Below are 20047 nucleotides of genomic sequence, written 5' to 3' on the forward strand. Positions count from 1 at the left end.
CGGTGTCTCCTCGTCGTGGCTCAGTGTGGCCATTGGATGGTGAAGTACTGCGTCTCGAGGAACTCGTCGAGACCGGCACGGGCCCCCTCGCGGCCGAGGCCACTCTGCTTCATGCCGCCGAACGGCGCCGACGGATCGGAGACGAGTCCGCGGTTGATACCGACCATTCCGGCATCGATCCGCTCGGAAATCCGCAGCGCGCGGCCCAGCTCGCCGGAGACGACGTACGCCGCCAGTCCCATCTCGGTGTCATTGACCAGGCGCAGCATCTGCTCCTCGTCGGTCCAGGTCACGATCGGGGCGACCGGACCGAAGATCTCCTGGGTGACCACGTCGGCGTCGGGCGCCACGTCGACCAGGACCGTCGGCGCGTAGTAGAAACCGGCGTCGTCCGGCGTCGCGGCGCGGTGGCTGACGCGGGCACCGCCTGCCACCGCGCGCTCGACCAGGCTGCCGACCTCCTCGACGGCACGAGCGGAGATGAGCGGGCCGATGTCGTGCCCCTGCGCCGCGGGGCCGACGCTGAGCTTCTCCACCGCGTTGCCGAACCGCTCGGCGAATTCGTCGGCGACCGCGGCATGCACGTAGAAGCGGTTCGCGGCGGTGCAGGCCTGTCCCGCGCCGCGGAACTTCGCCACCATCGCGGCCTCGACGGCCAGTTCGAGGTCGGCATCGTCGGTAATCACGAACGGCGCGTTGCCGCCGAGCTCCATCGAGGCGTTGAGCACACGGTCGGACGCCTGGCGCAGCAGTGTGCGACCGACTTCCGTCGAACCGGTGAAGGAGATCTTGCGCACGCGTGGATCGGAGATCCACGTCGAGACGAGAGTGCCTGACCGTTTGGTCGGGACGACATTGACGACCCCGGCGGGGAGACCGGCCTCGACCATCAGCCGAACGACGGCGAGGGTGGTGAGCGGGGTCTCCGAGGCCGGCTTCACTACCGTCGTGCATCCGGCCGCCAGTGCCGGTGCGAGCTTGCGGGTGGCCATCGCCGCCGGGAAGTTCCACGGCGTGACCAGGGCCGCCACGCCGACGGGCTTGTGCGTGACGACGGTGCGGGTCCCGCCGGCCGGCGCGACGCCGTAGTCGCCGGCGGTGCGCACGCCCTCCTCGGCGAACCAGCGGAAGAACTCCGCCGCGTACGTCACCTCGGCGCGGGCGTCGGCGAGTGCTTTGCCGTTCTCGGCACTGATGAGGGCAGCCAGTTCCTCGCGGTCGCGCAACATGAGTTCGTAGGTACGGCGCAGCAGTTCCGAGCGCACGCGCGGGGCCGTTGCGGCCCAGCCGGGAAGCGCCTCGGCCGCGGCATCGACGGCGGCGGTGCCTTCGGCCTCGTCGCCGTCCGCGATCGTGGCGACCACGCTGCCGTCAGCCGGGTTCAGGACGTCGAACTCGCCCGCGCCACCTGCCCGCCAGACGCCTCCGACGAACAGGCCATTGTGGACAATTTCATTACTTAAAGTCATATCAGCATTATTCACAACATAATTGCAGTAGTCCAGGGAGTCACCCCACCACCGAACGGGATACCGTGGCGGCTCCGCTCCTGTCGAACGGTCCTGTCCGTGACAGGATCACTACAAGACAAATAGAAAATCGGAACCCCGGGTTCGGTTCGGACGCCGTTCCGCTCGTGAATAGGATGAGGGCCATCATGCAGAGCCAACGCGACGAGTCCATCTCGATCGCACTCGAGCGACTCGCCCTCACCCTGGGCGAGAGCGGCGCCGTGCCCGTCGCCGAGCTCGTCCGTGCGCTCGAGCGTGCGGCGGAGCGGCTGCGCACCAAGTCGGTCGCCGACGAGAACCCCATCGACCTGGTCACCCAGGCGGACGCATCGCGCGCGGTGGGGGTCAGCCGCCAAGCGGTGAACCAGTGGGTGCGCAACGGCGTGGTGCGCTCCTACGCCGGTTCGGGCACCAGCGGCCGCTACGGCCCGATGGTGTCGCTGGCCGAGATCGCGATCGCCGCCAACCGCCGGACCCGCGACGTACCGTTCTCGAACAGACGGCGCCGAGAGCTGGTCGATTTCCTCGGGCTTGTCACTCGGAGCACGGCCGCCCCGGTCGCAGCCGAGATCCTGAGCGCGCTCGAGGACGAGGGCTACGAGAGCCGCACGCCCGAGAAGACCCGGGTTCTGGGCGAGTTCGTGATGGCGTCGATGGGTCTGGGCGACCAGCAGCGTGAGTTCACGCCCGAGGGGCTCCGTCTGCTCTCCCAGCTCGAACCTGCGATCACCGTCGACACCGACTCGCCGTTCGGGCGGTTCACGGACTCACTGGGGCTGCTGATTCGCTCGTCGGGCGGCAATGCAGGCTTCGACTCTCCCTCGGCCGCGCTGCTGTCCCTGTTCGGCTGTGCGACCGTCGGGGCGCTCTACTCCGGCGCCGACGCTGAGATCGGTCGCGACATCGCCGACGCGGCGCACGAGGTGTGGGGAGAGGATTGGGTCGAGCGCCTGCTCGATGCCGTCTTCCACCTCGGCGAACTGCGCCGCTCGCCGCTGACGCGGTTCACCGCCTCACTGACGTACCTGGACAACAACCGCTTCTTGCGCAACGCCCAAGCGGCCGGAGTGAGCATCGCCTACTCGCGTGGGCCGGGCCCCTTGCTCCCCCACCGCTTCTACGGCGGTCCGATCTTCCGGGACTTGATGGCGGACACGGAACGGCGCACCACTCCCTGGGGCTTCTCGCCCGCCTCCGCCCAGGTGGGGCGGCCGGCCGAACTCGAGAGCGGTCTCAACCCGTTCCGCGTGATGAACTACGAATTCGGGCTCCTCGACCCGCACGTGCACGGCATTCGCCGCTACTGCTTCTCGACGACGGATGCCCGGCGTGACCTTCGGGCGTACGTCGAATCGCTCCACGGGAGCGAGCGAGAGCGCTACGTCGGGTATGCCGTCGACGGCCTCGCCCGCACTGTGCAGCAGCAGAACATCGAGCTGGCCGCGATCGACTCCGAGCAGGAGTTCGACTGGTGGAAGGACCACATCATCCGCTCCTCGGAGCAGGAGATCCTGCTCGGTCTGCGCGACGAGCGCGCTCGCAAGGTCGCGCACGCCCTGCTGGTCTCGACGAGTCTGCTGCCCGAGGTGGTCAGCGCCGCACACACCGACGGCGCGTTGCGCGACCGGCTGCGGATCTATGTGAAGAACCTCGAGTTCGACGTCATCGACGCCCGCTACCGCGACGACCTACGCCGCGGTGCCTCCCGTGTCATCAAGGGTGGCGGTGTCGCCTTCGACGAAGCCAAAGCCACCGAGGCCGCGACGGCAGAGATTCAGGCGATGCTCGCCTGATCCTCGGACCGAGGCTCGGGAGCGACTCGCACCAGGCGCTTGCCCAGGTGCTCGCCCGCGAGCATCCCCAGGAAAGCCGACGGTGCGTTGACCAACCCGTCCACCACGTCCTCGTGATGAACCACGTCGCCGGCGCGGAGCCAGTCCGCGACCTCGCGCTCGAAGGTGGGCCGCAGGTGCTCGAAGTCACTGAAGACGAACCCCCGCATCGTGATGCTCCGTGTCACGAGCCCGGACAGCAGGCTGTCGGCGTCGGTATCGAGACCTGTCGACGCCGCGCTGTACGCCGAGGCGACGCCGCAGACCGGCACCCTCGCGTGCCGGTTCAGGCGGGGCCAGACCGCCTTCCGGACCCGCCCGCCGACGCTCTCGACGTAGACGTCGATACCGTTCGGCGTGGCATCGGCGAGACAGCTCTCGAAGTCGGGATCACGGTGGTCGAGGGCGGCGTCGAAGCCTGCGGCGCGCAGCCAGCCGACCTTGCGCTCGCCACCGGCGATGCCGACGACGCGGGAGCCCTCCAGGCGGGCCATCTGCCCGGCCAACGATCCGACCGTCCCGGTCGCAGCGGCGACGACGACCGTTTCCCCCGGCCGCGGCCTGCCGATCTCACGGATGGCGGCGTACCCGGTCAGTCCTGGCATACCCCGCACACCCAGCGCCGTGGAGACGGGTGCATCAGCTGGATTCAGGCGCCGGACCGCGGTCGCCGGAGCAACGGCATACTGCTGCCAGCCGGTGGCTGCGGCGACGACGTCACCCGGCACGAAGCGCGGGTCGCGACTGACGACGACCTCCCCGACGGTGCCGCCCTCCATCACCGCGCCGAGGGCGACCGGCGGAGTGGCGGAGGAATGCGATGCCGAGGAGCCCATCCGGCCTCGGAGGTAGGGATCGAGCGACAGGTACAGCGTGCGCAACAGCAGCTGGCCCTCTGCCGGCTCCGGGATCGGTCCCGAGGTCACCTCGAAGTCGTCCGGCCGGGGTGCGCCGTCGGGACGTGCTGCGAGCACGATCCGGGTCTGGGTACGGGTCATCGTTACCTCGCGGTGGGTTGTCGGGAGCCTCACCGCGAGGCGGTGGGCACTCAGTCGGCGGAGCGGGCCGCCACGGCGTCGTCCCCGTGCGCGGCCGAGCTGAGCGGCTGGGAGAGCAACTCGGCGATCTGATTACGCGCGATCTCGAGACGTCGGGCGTACTGGTCGCGCTCGGCCGCGATCTGGTCGGTCGTGGTGCTGGCCGCCGGTGCGGCTTCGCGCTGGGCCTCCGCGGTGGCCGACAGCAGTTCGGCGACCAGTGCCTGCGCGAGCCGCTTGTAGTCGAGCTCGATCGTGGGCTGGCCCGAACCGGTGATCACCGTGGTCCGGCTCGTCGAGGCCATCGCCTCGGACGAGGGCATCACCGGGACGCCGATCCCCTCGATCTTGTAGGTGCGCTTGCCGCTGATCTCCCGCTCGATCTCGCCGTCACGGTCCATGGCGGCGATCAGCTGGATGAAGGCGACAGCGGATCCCGTGTAACCGACAGCGTCCTTCAGCAGGCTCGTGGCATAGCCCGACGGGTCGACGATCGGACCCGAGGTTGCGAGGTACTGCCGTATGCGCGTGCGCGCGGTGCGGTCTCGTGACATTGATCCTCCAATGATGCGTCGCCCATGGCCGCCCCGTGCCGCCGGTCGGGCGACTGTCTGGAATCCAGCCATCAGCACAATAACACATCAACTTAAGGATAAGTACAGCCACGGACCCGCGAACAGCCGCCGACCGACCGTGATCAGCTGCGGCGGGCCTGCACCTCCCGGATCGTCTCGGGACGTATGCCGATCTGCGGCGCTTCGCGCATGCGCTTTCTCGGCTTGTCGGCGGCGGCCTGGTCGACGGCCCGAACATTCACAGCGCGTACCGAAGCGGAGAACAGTCCGGCCCGGTGGGGATGACCCACCGGTTCCTCGGCCGCCTGGGCGAAGGCGGGGTCCATACGCTCCAGCGGCGCTGCGGTCCGCAGATGCCGGGAGAGATCGCCGTCGCTCGGACGCTGCGCGGCTCGGGTGGACACGGTGCTCATCTGCTCCTCGTTCTAATGCTGTCGACACAGTCTCCACGACTAACCAGTGGTTGTCAATGGCATCACTTGACGGACGAAGGGGGACGGCATAGCGTGCGTGACGGCGGTTACATCAGGGTCGCTGCAACACGACGAGGGAAGGCACACCATGGCCGACGAGCGGATGATGTTGATGGCCGGACAGGTCGCTTCCCTGGTACCCGAACCGCCGGCCTGGCATGACGCGTTCGGCTATCTGGCGTGGGAAGAACTCGTGCTGACCGCGGCCCAGTGGCTCCGCGCTTACCTTCCCGACGCCGCGCTCCAGTGCCCGCCCCGGCGTTCGCCTCTGTCCTTCTCGCCCGAGACCGGTCGCCTGGCCGCCGGTTCACTCACGGCGCTCGCCACCATGCTGGCGCACGAGGTCGACACGGCCTCGTGCGAGGCGCTGCTACTTCAGGCCACCACATCCTGGCAGGCCGAAGCCCGGCAAGCAGATGCCGGGACCGCCGTGCCTGCGCTCGCGCGCCGCGCCTGACCCGAAGCACCGGCGATGCAGAGACGACGGTGGCCGATCCGTTCGGATCGGCCACCGTCGTCGCGATGCGCGCTGTTGATCAGACGCGGGCGTCTCGCCAGCGAGCCGACGGCACTTCGACCTCGACGTCAGCCGTCTGCAAGCCGAATTCCGCTGCCACCAGCGCAGTGTCGGCACCGGGGATCGGAGCGCCGGCAGGGGCAAGGTCGGGAGCGGCGCCGAGCTTCAACGGCGCATTGGCGACCTCGATGCCGTCGACGAGGTCGATGTCCGAGAGCCGGAGCCGCATGCCGCGCGCGACCGCCTGCGGGTGCGCGAACGCCTCCCCGACGCTCAGGACGACGGCGCCGGGGAGCTTCAGTGAGTAGTAGAGCACCTCCCACTCCTGCGCCGTGCGCTCCAGGAAGCTCGGCTCCACGAGCGCATAGAGTTCGTCCTCGTTCTCCCGGCGCAGTGGCTCGGTGACGAACCGCGGGTCCTCGACCCACTCGGGGTGACCGGCGGCCTCACAGAACCTCGCCCAGAACTGCGGCGTGATGCAGATCGTGAACCACCTGTCGTCGGCGGTGCGGAACACGCCGAAAGGCAGCGAACCACTGCCGCCGCGGCGCGGCTCGGGCAGGAACTCCTTGCCAACGGTGACCGCCTGTGGCGCGCGGTAGGACAGGAGCGCGACCTGTGAGTCGAAGAGGCTGATATCGAGCCGCTGGCCGTGGCCGCGCAGACTACGTAGTCGCAGTGCGCCGAGCGTTCCGAGGGCCGCGAACATCGCGCCGGTCAGTCCGCCGATCGGGTTCCCCCAGCGGATCGGCACCTCGGGGCGGGTGTGGTCGACGGTGATACTCATGCCGCCGCCGAGAGCCTGGATGGCGTTGTCGAACGCGGGATAGGCGCTCCACGGACCGCTGTGCCCGAAGCCGGTGATCGAGGTGGCGATCAGCTTGTCGTTCTTCGCGCTGAGCGTGTCGTAGTCCAGGCCGAGACGCTCGAGGACACCGGGACGGTAGTTGTCGATCATCACGTCGGCACGGCCGGCCAGTCCCAGCAGGAAGTCGAGCCCCTCGGGCGTCTTGAGGTCGGCGACGACGCTCCGCTTGCCGCGGTTCAGCCCCGCCCGGAAGGACGCCTCGCGGCTCTCGTCCGGGTAGGGCTCCATCACCTGACCGAACGGACGCTCGACGCGGATCACGTCGGCACCGAGGTCGGCCAGTAGTTGGGCGGCGAACGCCTTGCTGGGCTCGTCGCCGTTCATCTCCAGCACTGTCGTGCCATCCAGCGGCCGGCCGAGCTGCCGCGAAGGCTCGGGTGCGCCGGACGGGATCACCCGCTCGCGAAGCGGCAGACTCCCGCGATCGTCTCCGCAGTGAATCACGCCTGCGCCGGCGAGCCGGTCCAGTTCGGGCCCGTCGAGCCCGAGGAGGGTGCGCAACACCATCGCGGTATCCGCGCCGACCTGGCGTGGCGCCCGCCAGGTCGAGACGTCACTGAACTTCAGCGAGTCGCCGACCACGGTTGCCGTCCGGCCGAACTCGTCGGTGATGTCGACGGACATGCCACGCGCCTGGACCTGCGGGTGACGGAAGACGTCGGCGACTCGCGTCACCTTTCCGCAGACCACGCCGGCTGCCATCAAATTCTCCTGCCACCAGTCGGCAGGGCGCTGCTTGAACACCTCCTGCAGCAGCGCGACCAGTTCCTCACGATGCGCGTGCCGCGCCTGTCCGGTGTTGAACCGCTCGTCGGTGAGCAGATCGGGCCGCTCCATCACCCTGGCGGCGGCGGGCCACATCCGCTGGCTGATGCACGTGGCGACCCAGCCCTCGCTGCACTCGAAGTTACCGAAGGGGACCGTGCCCTGGCCGCCCTCGAAGGGCGCAGGCAGCGGCTCCTGACCGAAGGTCAGCGCCTGCGGCACGCGGTAGGTGTTGAGGGCGAGCATCACGTCGAGCATGGAGACGTCGACGTGCTGGCCTGCGCCGGTCCGGTCGCGATGGATCACCGCTGCGACCAGGCCGATCGCGCTGAAGATCCCGGCGAAGAGGTCGCCGATCGGGATTCCCCAGCGCACAGGGGGCGTGCCGTCGTCGAGTCGGGTGTAGTTCATCGTGCCGCACATCGCCTGCACGATCGGGTCATAGGCCGGCATCGTGGACCATGGCCCGTCGCCGCCGAAGCCGGTCAGCGAGCACGTGATGATCGACGGATTGAACTCGAGCAACGACTCGCGGTCGACCCCGAGCCGTCGGGTCACCCCGGGACGGAAGTTGTCCACGACGACATCGGCCTGCGCCACCATCTCCTGAAAGAGCCGGCGTCCCTCGTCGGACTTGAGGTTGATGCTGACCGAGTGCTTGTTGCGACTCAGCCCCCAGTTGAAGGCCTCGTCCTCACTGAGTCGGGCGTGGTCGATCTTCGCGGCCGAGCCGGGCGCGGGGAGCGATTCGACCCGGATCACCTCCGCACCGAGATCCGCCAGGAGCAGGGAGCCGAACGGACCCGAGACGACCCGGCACAGGTCGAGGACCCGCAGCCCGGACAGTGGGGCTGACGGCGATGACGTGGGAACGGTCGCTGCATCTTTCATAATGCCTTGACCATAATACGTACCTTATTAAGGCACAACTATGAGTGGCCTATATCATCATTAGGGTCTCGGCTTGCGTGAGCGGCCGGATTCGCGACCGTCCCGTCCCGGACGTGAGCAGGATCAGGCCGGGGCGGGTGGTTCGGGCGACCGCGTCGTGGCGATCAGCGCCGCCACCTGGCTCCGCGAGGTGAAGTCGAGCTTGGTCAGGATGCGTTGCACGTGCGTGTCGACGGTACGCGGTGAGATCACCAGCTCGTCGGCGATCTCCCGGTTCGTCTTTCCGGTCGCCACCAGTCGAGCGATCTCCTGCTCGCGTCGCGTCAGCGGCAGGTCCTGGAGGGGATTGTCGATGTCGTCCGGTTTCGCCAGCACCTCTCCCAGGGCGACCGAGGCAGCCTCGTCGAGGGTGAGTCGCCGACCGTGCCCGAGCGCGGACCGATAGCCGCTCACGCCGAGTCCCGTCGCGGCTCGGGCCGCGTAGCGGTCATGCCACTCCCGCATCCCGCCGAAGCCGTGGAACGGAGGGCCGAAGTCCCCGGCGCGTGCCTCTCCGACACCGAACAGCACCGCGGCCCGCTGAGCGTCGCCGACTTCGACCGCTGTCCAGGCCATGAGCTCGATCGCCCAGATCATCCCCTGCCGGTTGTCGAGAGACCGTTTGCGCACCAGGCTCTCCCGCGCCAGGCCGGCGGCCGACTCGGCGTGCCCGCGCAGCAGTTCCTCCAGGCCGAGAAAGGCGAGTGCCCAGGAGAGCAACAGGCCTTCGCCGTAGGCGGCGCACAGTTGGCTGGCCTCGGTCAACACCTTGTGCGCCTCATCGAGCCGGCCCAGGTAGCAGTAGGCCAGTCCCAGGTTGAGCAGCGCATCGGCCAGGTACGGCGGACCGCCCGGCACGGCGCGCTCCATTTCGACCCCCGCCTCGAGGTGTTCGATCGCCGGCTCGAGCCGGCCCTCGAACAGCTCGGCGATGCCCAGTGAGCTCCGCGCGTGTGCCACGCTCGCGGCATCTCCGACCTTCGCGGCGATCCGCTCACACTCCGCGAGCTGCTCCCGTGCCGCGGGATAGTCGCCATTGACAGCGCACAGGAAGCCGTGAATCCACAACGCCGCCGCGCGCTCGGGGTCGGTCGGCTCACTGGCGGTGAGCAGCCGGCTCAGCCATCGCCGCCCCTCCCCGGGCAATCCCAAGCTGATCCAGAACATCCACAGCGAGCTGGCTATTCGCAACCCGGTGCCCGCCCTTCCCGGGCTGGTGAGAGCACCTTCGAGCGCGGCGCGCACGTTGGCCTGGTCCGCTGACACCTGGCTGAGCAGTCTCAGCTGGTGTGGACCGAACCAGCCTTCCTCCACCGATTCGGCCATGGCAAGCACCTGGCGCAGGTGCGTCTCCCGCACGACCTCGAGTTCGCCCGCCTGGTGGAGGAGCTGGGCACCGTAGAGCCGGATGGTCTCGAGCATCGTGTAGCGCGATCCGTCCAGGACGACCAGGGACTTGTCGGTCAGCTCGCACAGCGCGGTCCACACCGCGTCGGCGGGCAGGTCCGGTCCGGCACAGACCGCCTGCACCGCCTCGAGCGTCGCACCGCCGCGGAACACCGACAGTCGAGCCCAGAGCACGCGTGCCTGGGACGTGCACAGGTCGTAGCTGTAGTCGAGGCTCGCCCGCAGGGAGCGGTGTCGCTCCGGAGTCGAGCGCGAGACCCTGGTGGCCGGTGCCAGCGGGTCGCCGCCATGGGTCAGCATCGACTCCACCGACAGCCATCTACTCCCCGCGGCAGCCAGCTCGATGGCGAGGGGGAGGCCGTCCAGCTGCCGGCAAAGCTCGACGACCGACTGCTCGTCGTATCGACCTGCGGCGATGTCGGGGTTCAGCGCCCCCGCCCGCTCCAGGAAGAGCGCGACACTGGCATAGCTCTGCGCCTTCCCGGGTTGCAGACCCGCTTCCCGGCTGGGCAGTGCCAGCGGCGGGACCCGAAAGGGTGCCTCGCCCTCGACGCGCAGCACCTCCCGGCTGGTCGCCAGCACCCGGAGCGAAGGACAGCCGCACAGCAGGGCGAAGGTCACGTCCGCGACGGCATCGACGAGGTGCTCGCAGTTGTCCAGCACGAGGAGCATCTGGCGCTCGTCGATCGCCGCGACGAGGTCCCCCAGGTCGTCGCCGGCGGACAGGCTGATACCTATCCGCGCCGCCACGGTGGCAGCGATCAGATCGGGCTGGGAGAGGTCCGCCAGCGGGATCGTCCAGACACCGTCGGCGAAGGCGCCGCGGACCTGCCGGGCGACGTGATACCCCAGTCGGGTCTTCCCCACGCCGCCGGGACCGGTCAGCGTCACCAGTCGGGAGTGTGCGAGCAGGCTCTTGATCTCGGCGGTCTCGGTCTGTCGACCGACCAGGCTGGTGATCTCCACGGGCAGTGTGTCCCGGAGACGCGCGTCTCTGCGCACCATCCTTGCGCACCATCCCGTTCGGTCGTGGTCCTTGGTGACCGCATCAAGCCCGCTCGGCCGACCGCGAGAACTCTCGTGGCGCCGATGTGAGGAACATAACATACGTAGCCGCGTACGCCGTTCTACTGATGCGTGGCCCAACCCGTTCGGCGGAGGCTTCGGTGACACAGCACACAACGATGTGGAGGTCATCCAGATGGAGTGTCGCGCTCACAACGCCGCAGGACGCCGCGGTTCACATCGGCCGGGACGAAGCGGTAACCGAGGCCCGATCGCGGACCGCTGCCCCGGCCGGCGATCGGCCGCCCACGCCGTTCGGAATCAGGCCCGGCCGCCGGCACCCGCGGTGGACGAGCCCATGGTCCGCGCGGCCGAGCTCGTCACCCGCATCGCCGCCCTGATCCCCCTGCCGAGCGATTCCCTGACCGGCGACGACACCGCCTGGTCGGCCTTCGAGGCGCTCCTGGCCGAGGCTGCGACCTTGCTGGCCGGTGCGCTCGGCCACGACGGCCGCGCCGTGCTGTCTGCGCTGACGGCTTCGCCGCTCGGCGCCAACCCCCTGTGCGTGCTGCTGATGGAGCGCTGCAGCCACACTCTCTAAAGTAATGCTGTTATTATGTTCTATACATCAATAACATGAGTGCACCTGCAGTGTGCCTCACCGAGTGCACAGGAGGAGCTCTGTGACGGAGCCACAGTCCGAGGCGACAACACTGGACGCCCTCGTCATCGGTGCCGGCATTTCCGGCATCTACCAGCTCTACGCGCTCCGCGAGCTCGGACTCGACGTCCAGACGCTCGAGGCCGGCTCCGGAGTGGGCGGAGTCTGGTACTGGAACCGCTACCCCGGCGCCCGCTTCGACGCCGAGAGCTATACGTACGGCTACTTCTTCTCCAAAGAGCTCATCGACGAGTGGGACTGGAGCGAGGAGTACGCCGCCCAGCCCGAGATCGAGCGCTACCTCAACTACGCGGTCGACAGGTTCGGCCTGCGTGAGCGGATCAACCTCGAGCAACGGGTCTCCTCGGCCGTCTGGGACGCCTCGAGCGGACGCTGGACCGTGACCACCGAGAGCGGCCGGGTCTGGCGGCCGCGCTACCTCGTCACCGCGCTCGGCATCCTCTCGGCGCCGGCCTTCCCCAAGGTTCCCGGTCTCGAGGACTTCCGCGGCGAGTGGGCGCACACCGGCCTGTGGCCGGCCGACGGCGTCGACTTCACCGGCAAGAAAGTCGCTGTGATCGGCACCGGATCCAGTGGCGTCCAGATCATTCCGATCGTCGCCGAGGACGCCGACAGCCTGGTCGTCTTCCAGCGCCGCCCCAACTGGTGCACACCGATCAACAACTTCGACATCACACCCGAGCGGATGGACGACATCCGCAACCGGATCGACGAGATCTTCGAGGCCACCCAGCTCTCCCCCTCCGGCTCGCCGCACAGTCCGATGACGGAGTCCTCCCTCGACCTGGAACCCGAGGAACGACGCAGGCGCTTCGAGAAGCTCTACGACTCCCCCGGCCTGGTGATGGCCTTGGGCAACTTCCGCGACGTCGCCCTCGACAAGCGCGCCAACGACAACTGCACCGCCTACATCGCCGAGCGGATCCGTGCCCGGGTCAACGACCCCGCGGTCGCCGACCGGCTCATCCCGATAGACCACGGCTTCGGACAGAAGCGGCCGCCGCTGGAGAACGGCTACTACGAGGTCTTCAACGAGCCGCACGTCACACTGGTCTCCACCCTGGAGGAGTCCATGGTCCGGTTCACCGAGACCGGCATCGAGACGAGCGCCGGCCACTACGACGTCGACGTGATCGTCTTCGCCACCGGCTTCGACGCCGTCGTCGGCTCGTACAACAAGATCGACATCCGTGGTGAGGGCGGACTCAGCCTGAAGGAGCACTGGGAAGCGGGCCCGCGCACCTGGTTCGGCATGCAGACGGCCGGCTTCCCCAACCTCTTCATGATCGGCGGAGCGCAGAGCGTGACCGGGACCATTCCGCGCATCACGGATTTCCAGGCCGACTGGGTCGCCTCGGCCGTCGAATACGCCCGCGACCACGGTCACACCACGATCGCTACCAGCGAGGCGGCCGAGGACGAGTGGATCGACCACGTCAACGGCGGCATCGTCGGGACCCTGCAGGAGAAGGCCGAGTCCTGGGCCTTCGGCTCCAACGTCCCCGGTCGCAAGCGCGCCTACCTGCTCTATGCCGGCGGCCTGCCGCAGTATCGCGAGCGGGTCCGCGCCGCCACCGACGACGACTACCGGGGTTTGACCTTCTCGTCCTGACCCCCGCAAGACACTGCGCCCGACGCCGTTGACGTCTTCTAATGATGTCCACTATGTTGCTTAAACAACATTAGGCGTCGGGCGCAGTGCGTCCGACGACAAGAGAGGCAGCGATGAGCACCAGAGCAGCAATCCTGTGGGGCACGGGCGAGAAGTGGAGCGTCGAAGACGTGGAACTCGCCGATCCCGGCCCGGGCCAGGTGCGGGTCAAGATCCGCGCGACCGGCCTGTGCCACTCCGATGACCACGCCGTCACCGGTGACATGCCGACCCCGCTGCCCCTGGTGGGTGGCCACGAGGGTGCAGGCATCGTCGAGGCGGTGGGGCAGGGTGTCACGCGAGTGGCGCCCGGCGACCACGTCATCCTCATCTTCCAGCCGCCCTGCGGCCACTGCCGCAACTGCGCGCGCGGACGCTCCAACCTGTGTCTCAACGCCTCGCTGCAGGAGTACGGCGCCTCCAAGTCGTTCCAAGCCCGGGGCCAGGAGCTCGCCGCGACCGGCGACCTGGGGACCTTCGCCGACGCGACGGTCGTCTCGGAGCGCTGTGTGGTGAAGATGGACAAGGACATCCCGTTCAACGTCGCGGCCCTGCTCGGCTGCGCCGTCACCACCGGCTGGGGGGCGGCGGTATACCTCGCCGAGGTGGAGCCGGGTGACAACGTCGTCGTCATCGGCAGCGGTGGCGTCGGTGTCAACTCGGTCCAGGGCGCCAAGAACGCCGGCGCGAACTTGATCATCGCTGTCGACACCGTGGAGATAAAGCGACAGAAGGCACTCGAGTTCGGCGCTACTCACGCCGTCGGCTCGATCGAGGAGGCGCAGGCGCTGCTCGCCGACCTCGCGCCCGGACGGGGCGCGGACGCGGCGATCCTGTCGGTCGGCGTGGGCGACGGCAGCAAGCTGGGTGAGATCATCGACCTCACCGGGCCGGCCGGCATCACGGTGATCACGTCCGTCTCGCCGTTCGCCTCCGCCAGTGTCAACATGAACCTTGCCATGTTCACGCTGACCCAGAAGACGCTGCGTGGCAACGTGTATGGCGGCGTGCAGGTGCACCGCGACATCCCGCTCCTGCTCGACCTCTACCGCCAGGGGAAGCTCAAGCTCGACGAGCTCATCACCAAGACGTACACCCTCGACCAGATCAACGAGGGCTACGCGGACATGCACGCGGGCAAGAACCTGCGTGGCGTCATCGAGTTCGCCGGCTGACCGCGAGAACCTTCGGCTACCGACAGGGGCCGCACGCTTACGGGTTGCGGCCCCTGTCGTCTGCCCACGACAGCCACGGGGTCACCCGAGAGCATGTGATGATGCCGTGCCGGCGCGCAGCCACAACACAAGGGAGCCTTATGAAGTCCACCGCATTCGAAATCTGTGTCCAGGATGAGGCGATTGCGGACCTGCACCGTCGACTTCGCGAAACCCGCTGGCCAGACCAGATTTCGGGTACCGGGTGGGACTACGGCACCGACGGTGACTACCTCCGGGACTTGTGCGACTACTGGGTCGACGAGTTCGACTGGAGACGGGTCGAGTCCGAGGCGAACTCGTGGCCACAGTTCACCACTGACATCGATGGCCAGGGTATCCACTTCATACATGCACGCTCATCATACGAGCAGGCCAGTCCACTTCTCCTGGTTCACGGGTGGCCGAGCAGCCCGTTGGAGTTTCTGAAGATCCTCGGGCCGCTCACTGACCCCGTGGCTTTCGGGGGCAAGCCCGAGGATGCATTCCACGTCGTCGTCCCGTCGATTCCGGGCTTCGCTTGGAGCGGGCACACGATGACGACGGGATGGCATCCTGGTCGCATATCCGCGGCGTTCGCCCAGTTGATGCAGGGCCTCGGTTACGACCGCTTCGGGGCATTCGGCACCGATCTGGGGTCTCCGATCAACATCGAGCTGGCGCTTTCGGCACCGAGTGTGCTGTCGGGCATCTACCTGACCTTGATTCCCTCGGGTCTCCAGCCCCTGGACGGCGTGCTCACACCCGCCGAACAAGCGCTGATGGCGGCCAACGATCGCAAGAAGAGCGCCGAGATCGGTTATGTGGCACTGCAATCCTCGAAGCCACAGACGCTTGCCTATGCACTGTCGGACTCGCCGGTAGCCCAAGCTGCCTGGATTGTCGAGAAACTGCGGAGCTGGACCGATTGCGGCGGAGACCTGGAGTCTGCACTGACCAAGGACGAGATCTTGATGATGGTGTGCGCACCCTGGTTCACTGCGACGGGCGGTTCATCAGCCCGCGCCTATTACGAGATGGCACGATACTTCGCACAAAATGCCGGAAACACCCCGACACGGGTCGAGGTTCCCACCGGTGTCGGGGTGTTTCCGTTCGAGCTCTACCCGACCTCGCGCCGCATCGCGTCCGACCATTTCAACATCGTCCACTGGACCGACATGCCGGCGGGCGGTCACTTCGCCGCGATGGAGCAGCCGAGTCTGCTTGTCGCCGACATCAGGAAGTTCTTCAGCACATCGCGATAGGTGTGCAGCCAACCAGATCTCGACAGTCTCGAGGAAAGATAACCGAGGAGCAGCGGTGACAAACATTGTGACGAGCAGTCCGCAGGCAACGAGCCAGGAAAGAGCGAACACACCCGAACACTTCGACGTCATCGTCATCGGAGCCGGGTCCGCAGGTCTGTACGAGCTGCATCTGCTCAGGCAGCGAGGACTCTCCGTACGGGTGCTCGAGGCCGGCGGCGGTGTCGGCGGAACGTGGTACTGGAACCGGTACCCGGGAGCCCGCCTCCATTCCGAGAGCCACACCTACCAGTACTTCTTCGACAAGGAGCTCCTCGACAGCTGGGACTGGTCGGAAGCGTTCGCCGGACAACCCGAGCTGGAGAGATACTTCAATGTCGTTGCCGACAAGCACGACATGAAGAAGGACATCGAGTTCAACACTCGCGTCGATGCCCTGGAATTCGATGACGCGACGAGCAACTGGACGGTACGCACCGACGACGACCGCACCTTCACAGCGCATTTCGTCGTTACCGCCACCGGCCCGCTCTCCGCTCCGATCTATCCCGACGTGCCGGGAATCGACACGTTCTCGGGAGAGTCCTACCACACCGCACGGTGGCCGCACACCCCTGTGTCGTTCGACGGCAAGCGGGTCGCGGTGATCGGCACCGGATCAACCGGGGTCCAGCTCATTCCCAAGATTGCCGGTGAAGCACAGCATCTCAGCGTTCTGATGCGCACTCCGAACTGGGTGGTTCCCCTCAACAACCGAGTCATAGACGGAGACGAGATGGCCGAGATCCGTTCCGGCTACCCGAAGCTCTACGACTATCTGGTCAGCACCTTCGGGGGCTTCCTCCACGACCCCGAACGCCGACCGTCCACGGACTTCTCTGCTGACGAACTGCAGGAACGCTACTCCGAGGCGTGGCAGGGTGAGGGGTTCTCGAAGTGGTTCGGGCTTCCCTACGACATACTTTCGGACTTGGAGGCGAACGGCGAGTACTGCAAGTTCGTTGCCGCGAAGATCCGTGAACGTGTGAAGGATCCGCAGACAGCCGAGGTGCTCACTCCTACACATCCTTTCGGCGCCAAGCCTGTTGATTGCGAATCCGCAGGACATGCCGGGGACGAGCGCGGGTACTACGAGGTGTACAACCAGGACAATGTCGAACTCGTTCCCGTAGCCGACAACCCGATCGTCGAGATCGTGCCGGAAGGTGTGCGTACCCGTGACGGCCTGATCGAGGCGGACATGATCGTCTACGCCACCGGGTTCGAGGCCTTCGTCGGTTCGTTGAATCGGATCGACATCACCGGCGCCGGCGGTGAGAAGCTGCGCGATCGGTGGGAAGGTGGACCCACGACCCTGCTGGGTATTCAGGTGTCCGACTTCCCCAATCTGTTCATCGTCGGTGGCCCACATGGCAAAGGCGGTCACGGGAACTCGACACGCTGCGCCGAGTTCCCGCTGGAATGGATCGCGAATCTGATCGGCAAGGCGGTCACTGACGGGCTGGCGCGCATCGAGGCGGACAAGAGCGCGGAAGTCGAGTGGACGGAGCACGTCTACAAGCTCGGAAACGCCAGCATGGTGTCAAAGGCGAAGTCGTATCTGTTCGGTGACAATGTTCCGGGCCGGCGGCGTGCCTACGTCGCCTACGTCGGTGCCCTGCCGGACTTCGTCGAGCGGCTGCGCGAGGTCGAGAAGAACGACTACCAGGGCTTCGTGCTGAGCTGAACCAGCGCGTGCCCACTCCGGGCGGGGCGGACCTCTCCGCCTGCCCGGAGCGGACGCCGCGACGGCCGCGGTTCGCGGTGAGTGTCGGCGTCGATGTGCCAGATGAGAGGCCTGGGGTCAGGCCTCGGTCAAACCCGGGCGGTCTCCAGCTCGGCGGTGAGTCGCTGCAGGTAGACACCCATGCTCTTGGGCATTCCGAGCAGCACCACGCCGACCAGCGCGCCACCGCGCCGGTAGCCGACGGCCGCCTCTCCCCGCAGCTCGCCCTCCAGTAGCTCGACCTCGTCGCCGAGACCGGGCTGGCCGAGCGCGCGCAGGCTCACAGCCCCCTGGTCGGACCAGAACGTGGGGAGCGTACCGAAAGGCTCGGTCCACGGCGTTTCCGCCAGATCACCGAGCAGCACCTTGGCGGCGTGCATGCTCGTGTCCACTGCCACCTGCCAGTGCTCGATGCGGCGCGGCTCGGCGTCGTACAGCGCGTTCGGGAATCGGCCGACGTCGCCCACGGCGACGACACCCGAGAGTCCGCCCGGACGAAGCATCTGATCGCAGACGACGCCGTTGGTCAGATCGAGTCCGTTGCCCTCGAGCCAGCCCGTGTTCGGCTCCGAGCCGATAGCCTCCACGACCACGTCCGCGACAAGCCGGATGCCGTCGCTGAGGACCACGGCGCCAGGCTCGATCGCCGCCACGCCGGTGCCGAGGTGGAACGTCACGCCCGCCGCCGCATGCCGACGACGCAGCTCGGCGCCGACCACGGCGCCGAGCGGAACCTGCATCGGTACGTCGTCGACGGCGACCATCGCCACCTCGCAGCCACGGGCGATCGCCGTGGCGGCCACCTCACAGCCGATGAAGCCGGCGCCGATCACGACCACGCGCGAGCCGGGCCGCAGCCTGTCGCCGAGGGCGATCGCGTCGTCGAGCGTGCGCAGCGCCGTGGCCGGGCCGCCCACCTCGGGCGGCAGCCTGCGGGCCCGGACTCCCGTCGCCGCGACGAGCCCGTCGTAGCTCAGCTCCGTGCCGTCATCGAGCACGACGACCCGGCGGCGGAGATCCGACGAGACGGCGGCGCGGCCCAGCAGCCACTCGAAGGGGTGCTCGCTGTCACGCCGACGGAGTTCGACACCGGCGTGATCGCCGCCGTCGGCGAGCAGCTTCTTCGACAGCGGCGGCCTGGTGTAGGGATAGTGCACCTCGTCGCCGACGATCGTGACCTTCCCCGTCCAGCCGTGCCGGCGCAAACCCTCTGCCGTGCGCAGTCCGGCCAAGCCGGCCCCGGCGACGACGATGGTGCGCTCGTCGGGATCGAGTGCCTCCAAGTGACCCATTGACGTACTCCTCTGGTTCGTGGTTGAGAGGTCGGTGCGACGTCAGACGACGCCGTCGGCGTGCAGTTCTTCGATGGCGCCGGGCGCGAGTCCGAACTCGGCGAGCAGCGCGTCGGTGTGCTCCCCCAGGGCGGGTACGTCGCCCATCACCGGCGTCAGGCCGGCGATGTCGATCGGCGGCGCGAGGGCGGGCGCCGGGCCGCCGGGCGTCTGCACCTCGTGCCAGCGGCCGCGTTCGCGCAGGACGGGGTGGTCGAGGAACTCGGCCACCTGGTTGATCCGCGCGTTGGCGATCCGCAGCCTGTCGAGCAGTGCGACCACCTCGTCGCTGGTGCGCCGGGCAAAGGCCGCTGTCACGAGGACGTCCAGCTCTGCCCGATTCGCGACCCGATTCGCACCGGCGCTGAACCGCTCGTCGTCGATGATCGCCGCATCCTCGAGGAAGTCGGTGCAGAACGCCCGCCACTCGACGTCGTTCTGGATCGAGAACAGCACCTCGGTCCCATCGGCCGCCGGGTAGGCCCCGTACGGCGCGATGGTGGCGTGGTGGGTTCCCAGCCGGCGCGGCTCGACCCCGGTGAACGCGGTGTAGTACGCCGGCTGGCTCATCCACTCCGCGAGCGCGTCGAACAGGGAGACCTCGACGGGGCGTGCCACGCCGGTGGTGGCACGGCCGAGCAGCGCGGCCAGGACGCCGCTGAAGGCATACATGCCGGCGGCGATGTCGGCCACGGAGATCCCGACCCGGGCACCGGTCTCGGGGCCGCCGGTGATCGAGACCAGGCCGGTCTGGCACTGGATCAGCAGGTCATAAGCCTTGCGCTGCGCCCACGAGCCGGTGCTCCCGTAGCCGTTCACCGCGCAGTCGACCAGCCGCGGGTTGAGCTCGGCGAGGGCCTCCACGCCGAACCCGAGCCGGCCGACGGCCCCGGGTCCGAGGTTGTGCACGAAGACATCGGCCTTCTCCAGGAGTGTGCCCAGCACGGCGCGTCCGCTGTCCGACTTCACATCGAGGGTCAGCGACTCCTTGCCCCGGTTGAGCCAGACGAAGTAGCTCGAGAGCCCGTGCACGGCGGTGTCGTAGCCGCGGGCGAAGTCGCCCGACCCAGGGCGCTCGATCTTGATCACGCGGGCCCCGAGATCGGCCAGCTGGCGGGTGGCGAAGGGAGCCGCCACGGCCTGTTCGAGACTGACGACGAGCAGGCCTTCCAACGGGCGCGGTGCGGCAGAGGATGGCATGGTCGGCAAGTTGTTTCTCCTGACGGGATCGCTGTAG

15 protein-coding genes are annotated in these 20047 nt (G+C 67.9%); 7 read left to right on the forward strand and 8 right to left on the reverse strand.

The annotated features are described in order from the left end of the window. Positions 1-20 precede the first annotated feature (20 nt). Positions 21-1469, reverse strand: a complete 1449-nt coding sequence (locus P3H15_RS19240) for an NAD-dependent succinate-semialdehyde dehydrogenase (protein WP_276138779.1) — start codon at positions 1467-1469, stop codon at positions 21-23. Between the two features lie 188 nt (positions 1470-1657). Here P3H15_RS19240 and P3H15_RS19245 point away from each other — a divergent pair, with 188 nt between their 5' ends. Next, a complete protein-coding gene (locus P3H15_RS19245) occupies positions 1658-3304 on the forward strand; it encodes a hypothetical protein (RefSeq protein WP_276138717.1) in 1647 nt (548 codons plus the stop codon). Here P3H15_RS19245 and P3H15_RS19250 read toward each other — a convergent pair. From P3H15_RS19250 to P3H15_RS19260, 3 genes are all read right to left on the reverse strand, one after another. Then, positions 3286-4341, reverse strand: coding sequence for an NADP-dependent oxidoreductase (locus tag P3H15_RS19250; protein ID WP_276138718.1), 1056 nt, complete (start codon positions 4339-4341; stop codon positions 3286-3288). The genes P3H15_RS19245 and P3H15_RS19250 overlap by 19 nt on opposite strands. Positions 4342-4391: 50 nt before the next feature. Next, positions 4392-4934, reverse strand: a complete 543-nt coding sequence (locus tag P3H15_RS19255; RefSeq protein ID WP_276138719.1) for a hypothetical protein — start codon at positions 4932-4934, stop codon at positions 4392-4394. A 143-nt stretch (positions 4935-5077) separates the two neighbouring features. Continuing rightward, positions 5078-5368, reverse strand: a complete 291-nt coding sequence (locus P3H15_RS19260; protein WP_276138720.1) for a hypothetical protein — start codon at positions 5366-5368, stop codon at positions 5078-5080. A gap of 148 nt (positions 5369-5516) precedes the next feature. On the opposite strand from P3H15_RS19260, the gene P3H15_RS19265 reads away from it, so the two are divergent. Next, positions 5517-5885: a hypothetical protein gene (locus P3H15_RS19265; RefSeq protein ID WP_276138721.1), complete on the forward strand. Its 369-nt coding sequence runs from the start codon at positions 5517-5519 to the stop codon at positions 5883-5885. A 79-nt stretch (positions 5886-5964) separates the two neighbouring features. Here P3H15_RS19265 and P3H15_RS19270 read toward each other — a convergent pair whose 3' ends face one another. Further along, positions 5965-8469, reverse strand: a complete 2505-nt coding sequence (locus P3H15_RS19270) for a CaiB/BaiF CoA-transferase family protein (RefSeq protein WP_276138722.1) — start codon at positions 8467-8469, stop codon at positions 5965-5967. 123 nt (positions 8470-8592) lie between these two features. Next, positions 8593-10920, reverse strand: a complete 2328-nt coding sequence (locus P3H15_RS19275) for a LuxR C-terminal-related transcriptional regulator (RefSeq protein WP_276138723.1) — start codon at positions 10918-10920, stop codon at positions 8593-8595. Positions 10921-11266: 346 nt separating this feature from the next. On the opposite strand from P3H15_RS19275, the gene P3H15_RS19280 reads away from it, so the two are divergent. The 5 genes from P3H15_RS19280 to P3H15_RS19300 all read left to right on the forward strand — a co-directional run bounded on the left by P3H15_RS19280 (position 11267) and on the right by P3H15_RS19300 (position 17440). Next, the gene (locus P3H15_RS19280) at positions 11267-11521 is read left to right on the forward strand and encodes a hypothetical protein (RefSeq protein ID WP_276138724.1); all 255 of its coding nucleotides are present in this window, start codon (positions 11267-11269) and stop codon (positions 11519-11521) included. A gap of 82 nt (positions 11522-11603) precedes the next feature. Further along, entirely contained in the window at positions 11604-13214 is a 1611-nt protein-coding gene (locus P3H15_RS19285) for an NAD(P)/FAD-dependent oxidoreductase (RefSeq protein WP_276138725.1), read from the forward strand. 113 nt (positions 13215-13327) lie between these two features. Beyond that, complete coding sequence (locus tag P3H15_RS19290) at positions 13328-14428, forward strand: NDMA-dependent alcohol dehydrogenase (protein ID WP_276138726.1); 1101 nt, start codon at positions 13328-13330, stop codon at positions 14426-14428. A 140-nt stretch (positions 14429-14568) separates the two neighbouring features. Beyond that, positions 14569-15714, forward strand: a complete 1146-nt coding sequence (locus P3H15_RS19295) for an epoxide hydrolase family protein (RefSeq protein ID WP_346348789.1) — start codon at positions 14569-14571, stop codon at positions 15712-15714. A 55-nt stretch (positions 15715-15769) separates the two neighbouring features. After that, positions 15770-17440, forward strand: coding sequence for an NAD(P)/FAD-dependent oxidoreductase (locus P3H15_RS19300; protein ID WP_276138728.1), 1671 nt, complete (start codon positions 15770-15772; stop codon positions 17438-17440). 128 nt (positions 17441-17568) lie between these two features. Here P3H15_RS19300 and P3H15_RS19305 read toward each other — a convergent pair whose 3' ends face one another. After that, positions 17569-18771: an NAD(P)/FAD-dependent oxidoreductase gene (locus P3H15_RS19305; protein WP_276138729.1), complete on the reverse strand. Its 1203-nt coding sequence runs from the start codon at positions 18769-18771 to the stop codon at positions 17569-17571. A 42-nt stretch (positions 18772-18813) separates the two neighbouring features. Next, entirely contained in the window at positions 18814-20010 is a 1197-nt protein-coding gene (locus P3H15_RS19310; RefSeq protein WP_276138730.1) for a CaiB/BaiF CoA-transferase family protein, read from the reverse strand. Positions 20011-20047: the final 37 nt, after the last annotated feature.

The organism is Rhodococcus sp. T2V (assembly GCF_029269925.1).
In the GTDB taxonomy this organism is placed as follows: Bacteria; Actinomycetota; Actinomycetes; order Mycobacteriales; family Mycobacteriaceae; genus Rhodococcus_F; species Rhodococcus_F koreensis.

Excerpts from the sequence above, each read along its gene's own strand:
- P3H15_RS19250 (WP_276138718.1), bottom strand. The coding sequence starts at position 4,341 with ATGACCCGTACCCAGACCCGGATCGTGCTCGCAGCACGTCCCGACGGC.
- P3H15_RS19295 (WP_346348789.1), top strand. The coding sequence starts at position 14,569 with ATGAAGTCCACCGCATTCGAAATCTGTGTCCAGGATGAGGCGATTGCG.
- P3H15_RS19305 (WP_276138729.1), bottom strand. The coding sequence starts at position 18,771 with ATGGGTCACTTGGAGGCACTCGATCCCGACGAGCGCACCATCGTCGTC.
- P3H15_RS19265 (WP_276138721.1), top strand. The coding sequence starts at position 5,517 with ATGGCCGACGAGCGGATGATGTTGATGGCCGGACAGGTCGCTTCCCTG.
- P3H15_RS19255 (WP_276138719.1), bottom strand. The coding sequence starts at position 4,934 with ATGTCACGAGACCGCACCGCGCGCACGCGCATACGGCAGTACCTCGCA.
- P3H15_RS19290 (WP_276138726.1), top strand. The coding sequence starts at position 13,328 with ATGAGCACCAGAGCAGCAATCCTGTGGGGCACGGGCGAGAAGTGGAGC.
- P3H15_RS19310 (WP_276138730.1), bottom strand. The coding sequence starts at position 20,010 with ATGCCATCCTCTGCCGCACCGCGCCCGTTGGAAGGCCTGCTCGTCGTC.
- P3H15_RS19275 (WP_276138723.1), bottom strand. The coding sequence starts at position 10,920 with ATGGTGCGCAGAGACGCGCGTCTCCGGGACACACTGCCCGTGGAGATC.
- P3H15_RS19240 (WP_276138779.1), bottom strand. The coding sequence starts at position 1,469 with ATGACTTTAAGTAATGAAATTGTCCACAATGGCCTGTTCGTCGGAGGC.
- P3H15_RS19270 (WP_276138722.1), bottom strand. The coding sequence starts at position 8,469 with ATGAAAGATGCAGCGACCGTTCCCACGTCATCGCCGTCAGCCCCACTG.
- P3H15_RS19260 (WP_276138720.1), bottom strand. The coding sequence starts at position 5,368 with ATGAGCACCGTGTCCACCCGAGCCGCGCAGCGTCCGAGCGACGGCGAT.
- P3H15_RS19245 (WP_276138717.1), top strand. The coding sequence starts at position 1,658 with ATGCAGAGCCAACGCGACGAGTCCATCTCGATCGCACTCGAGCGACTC.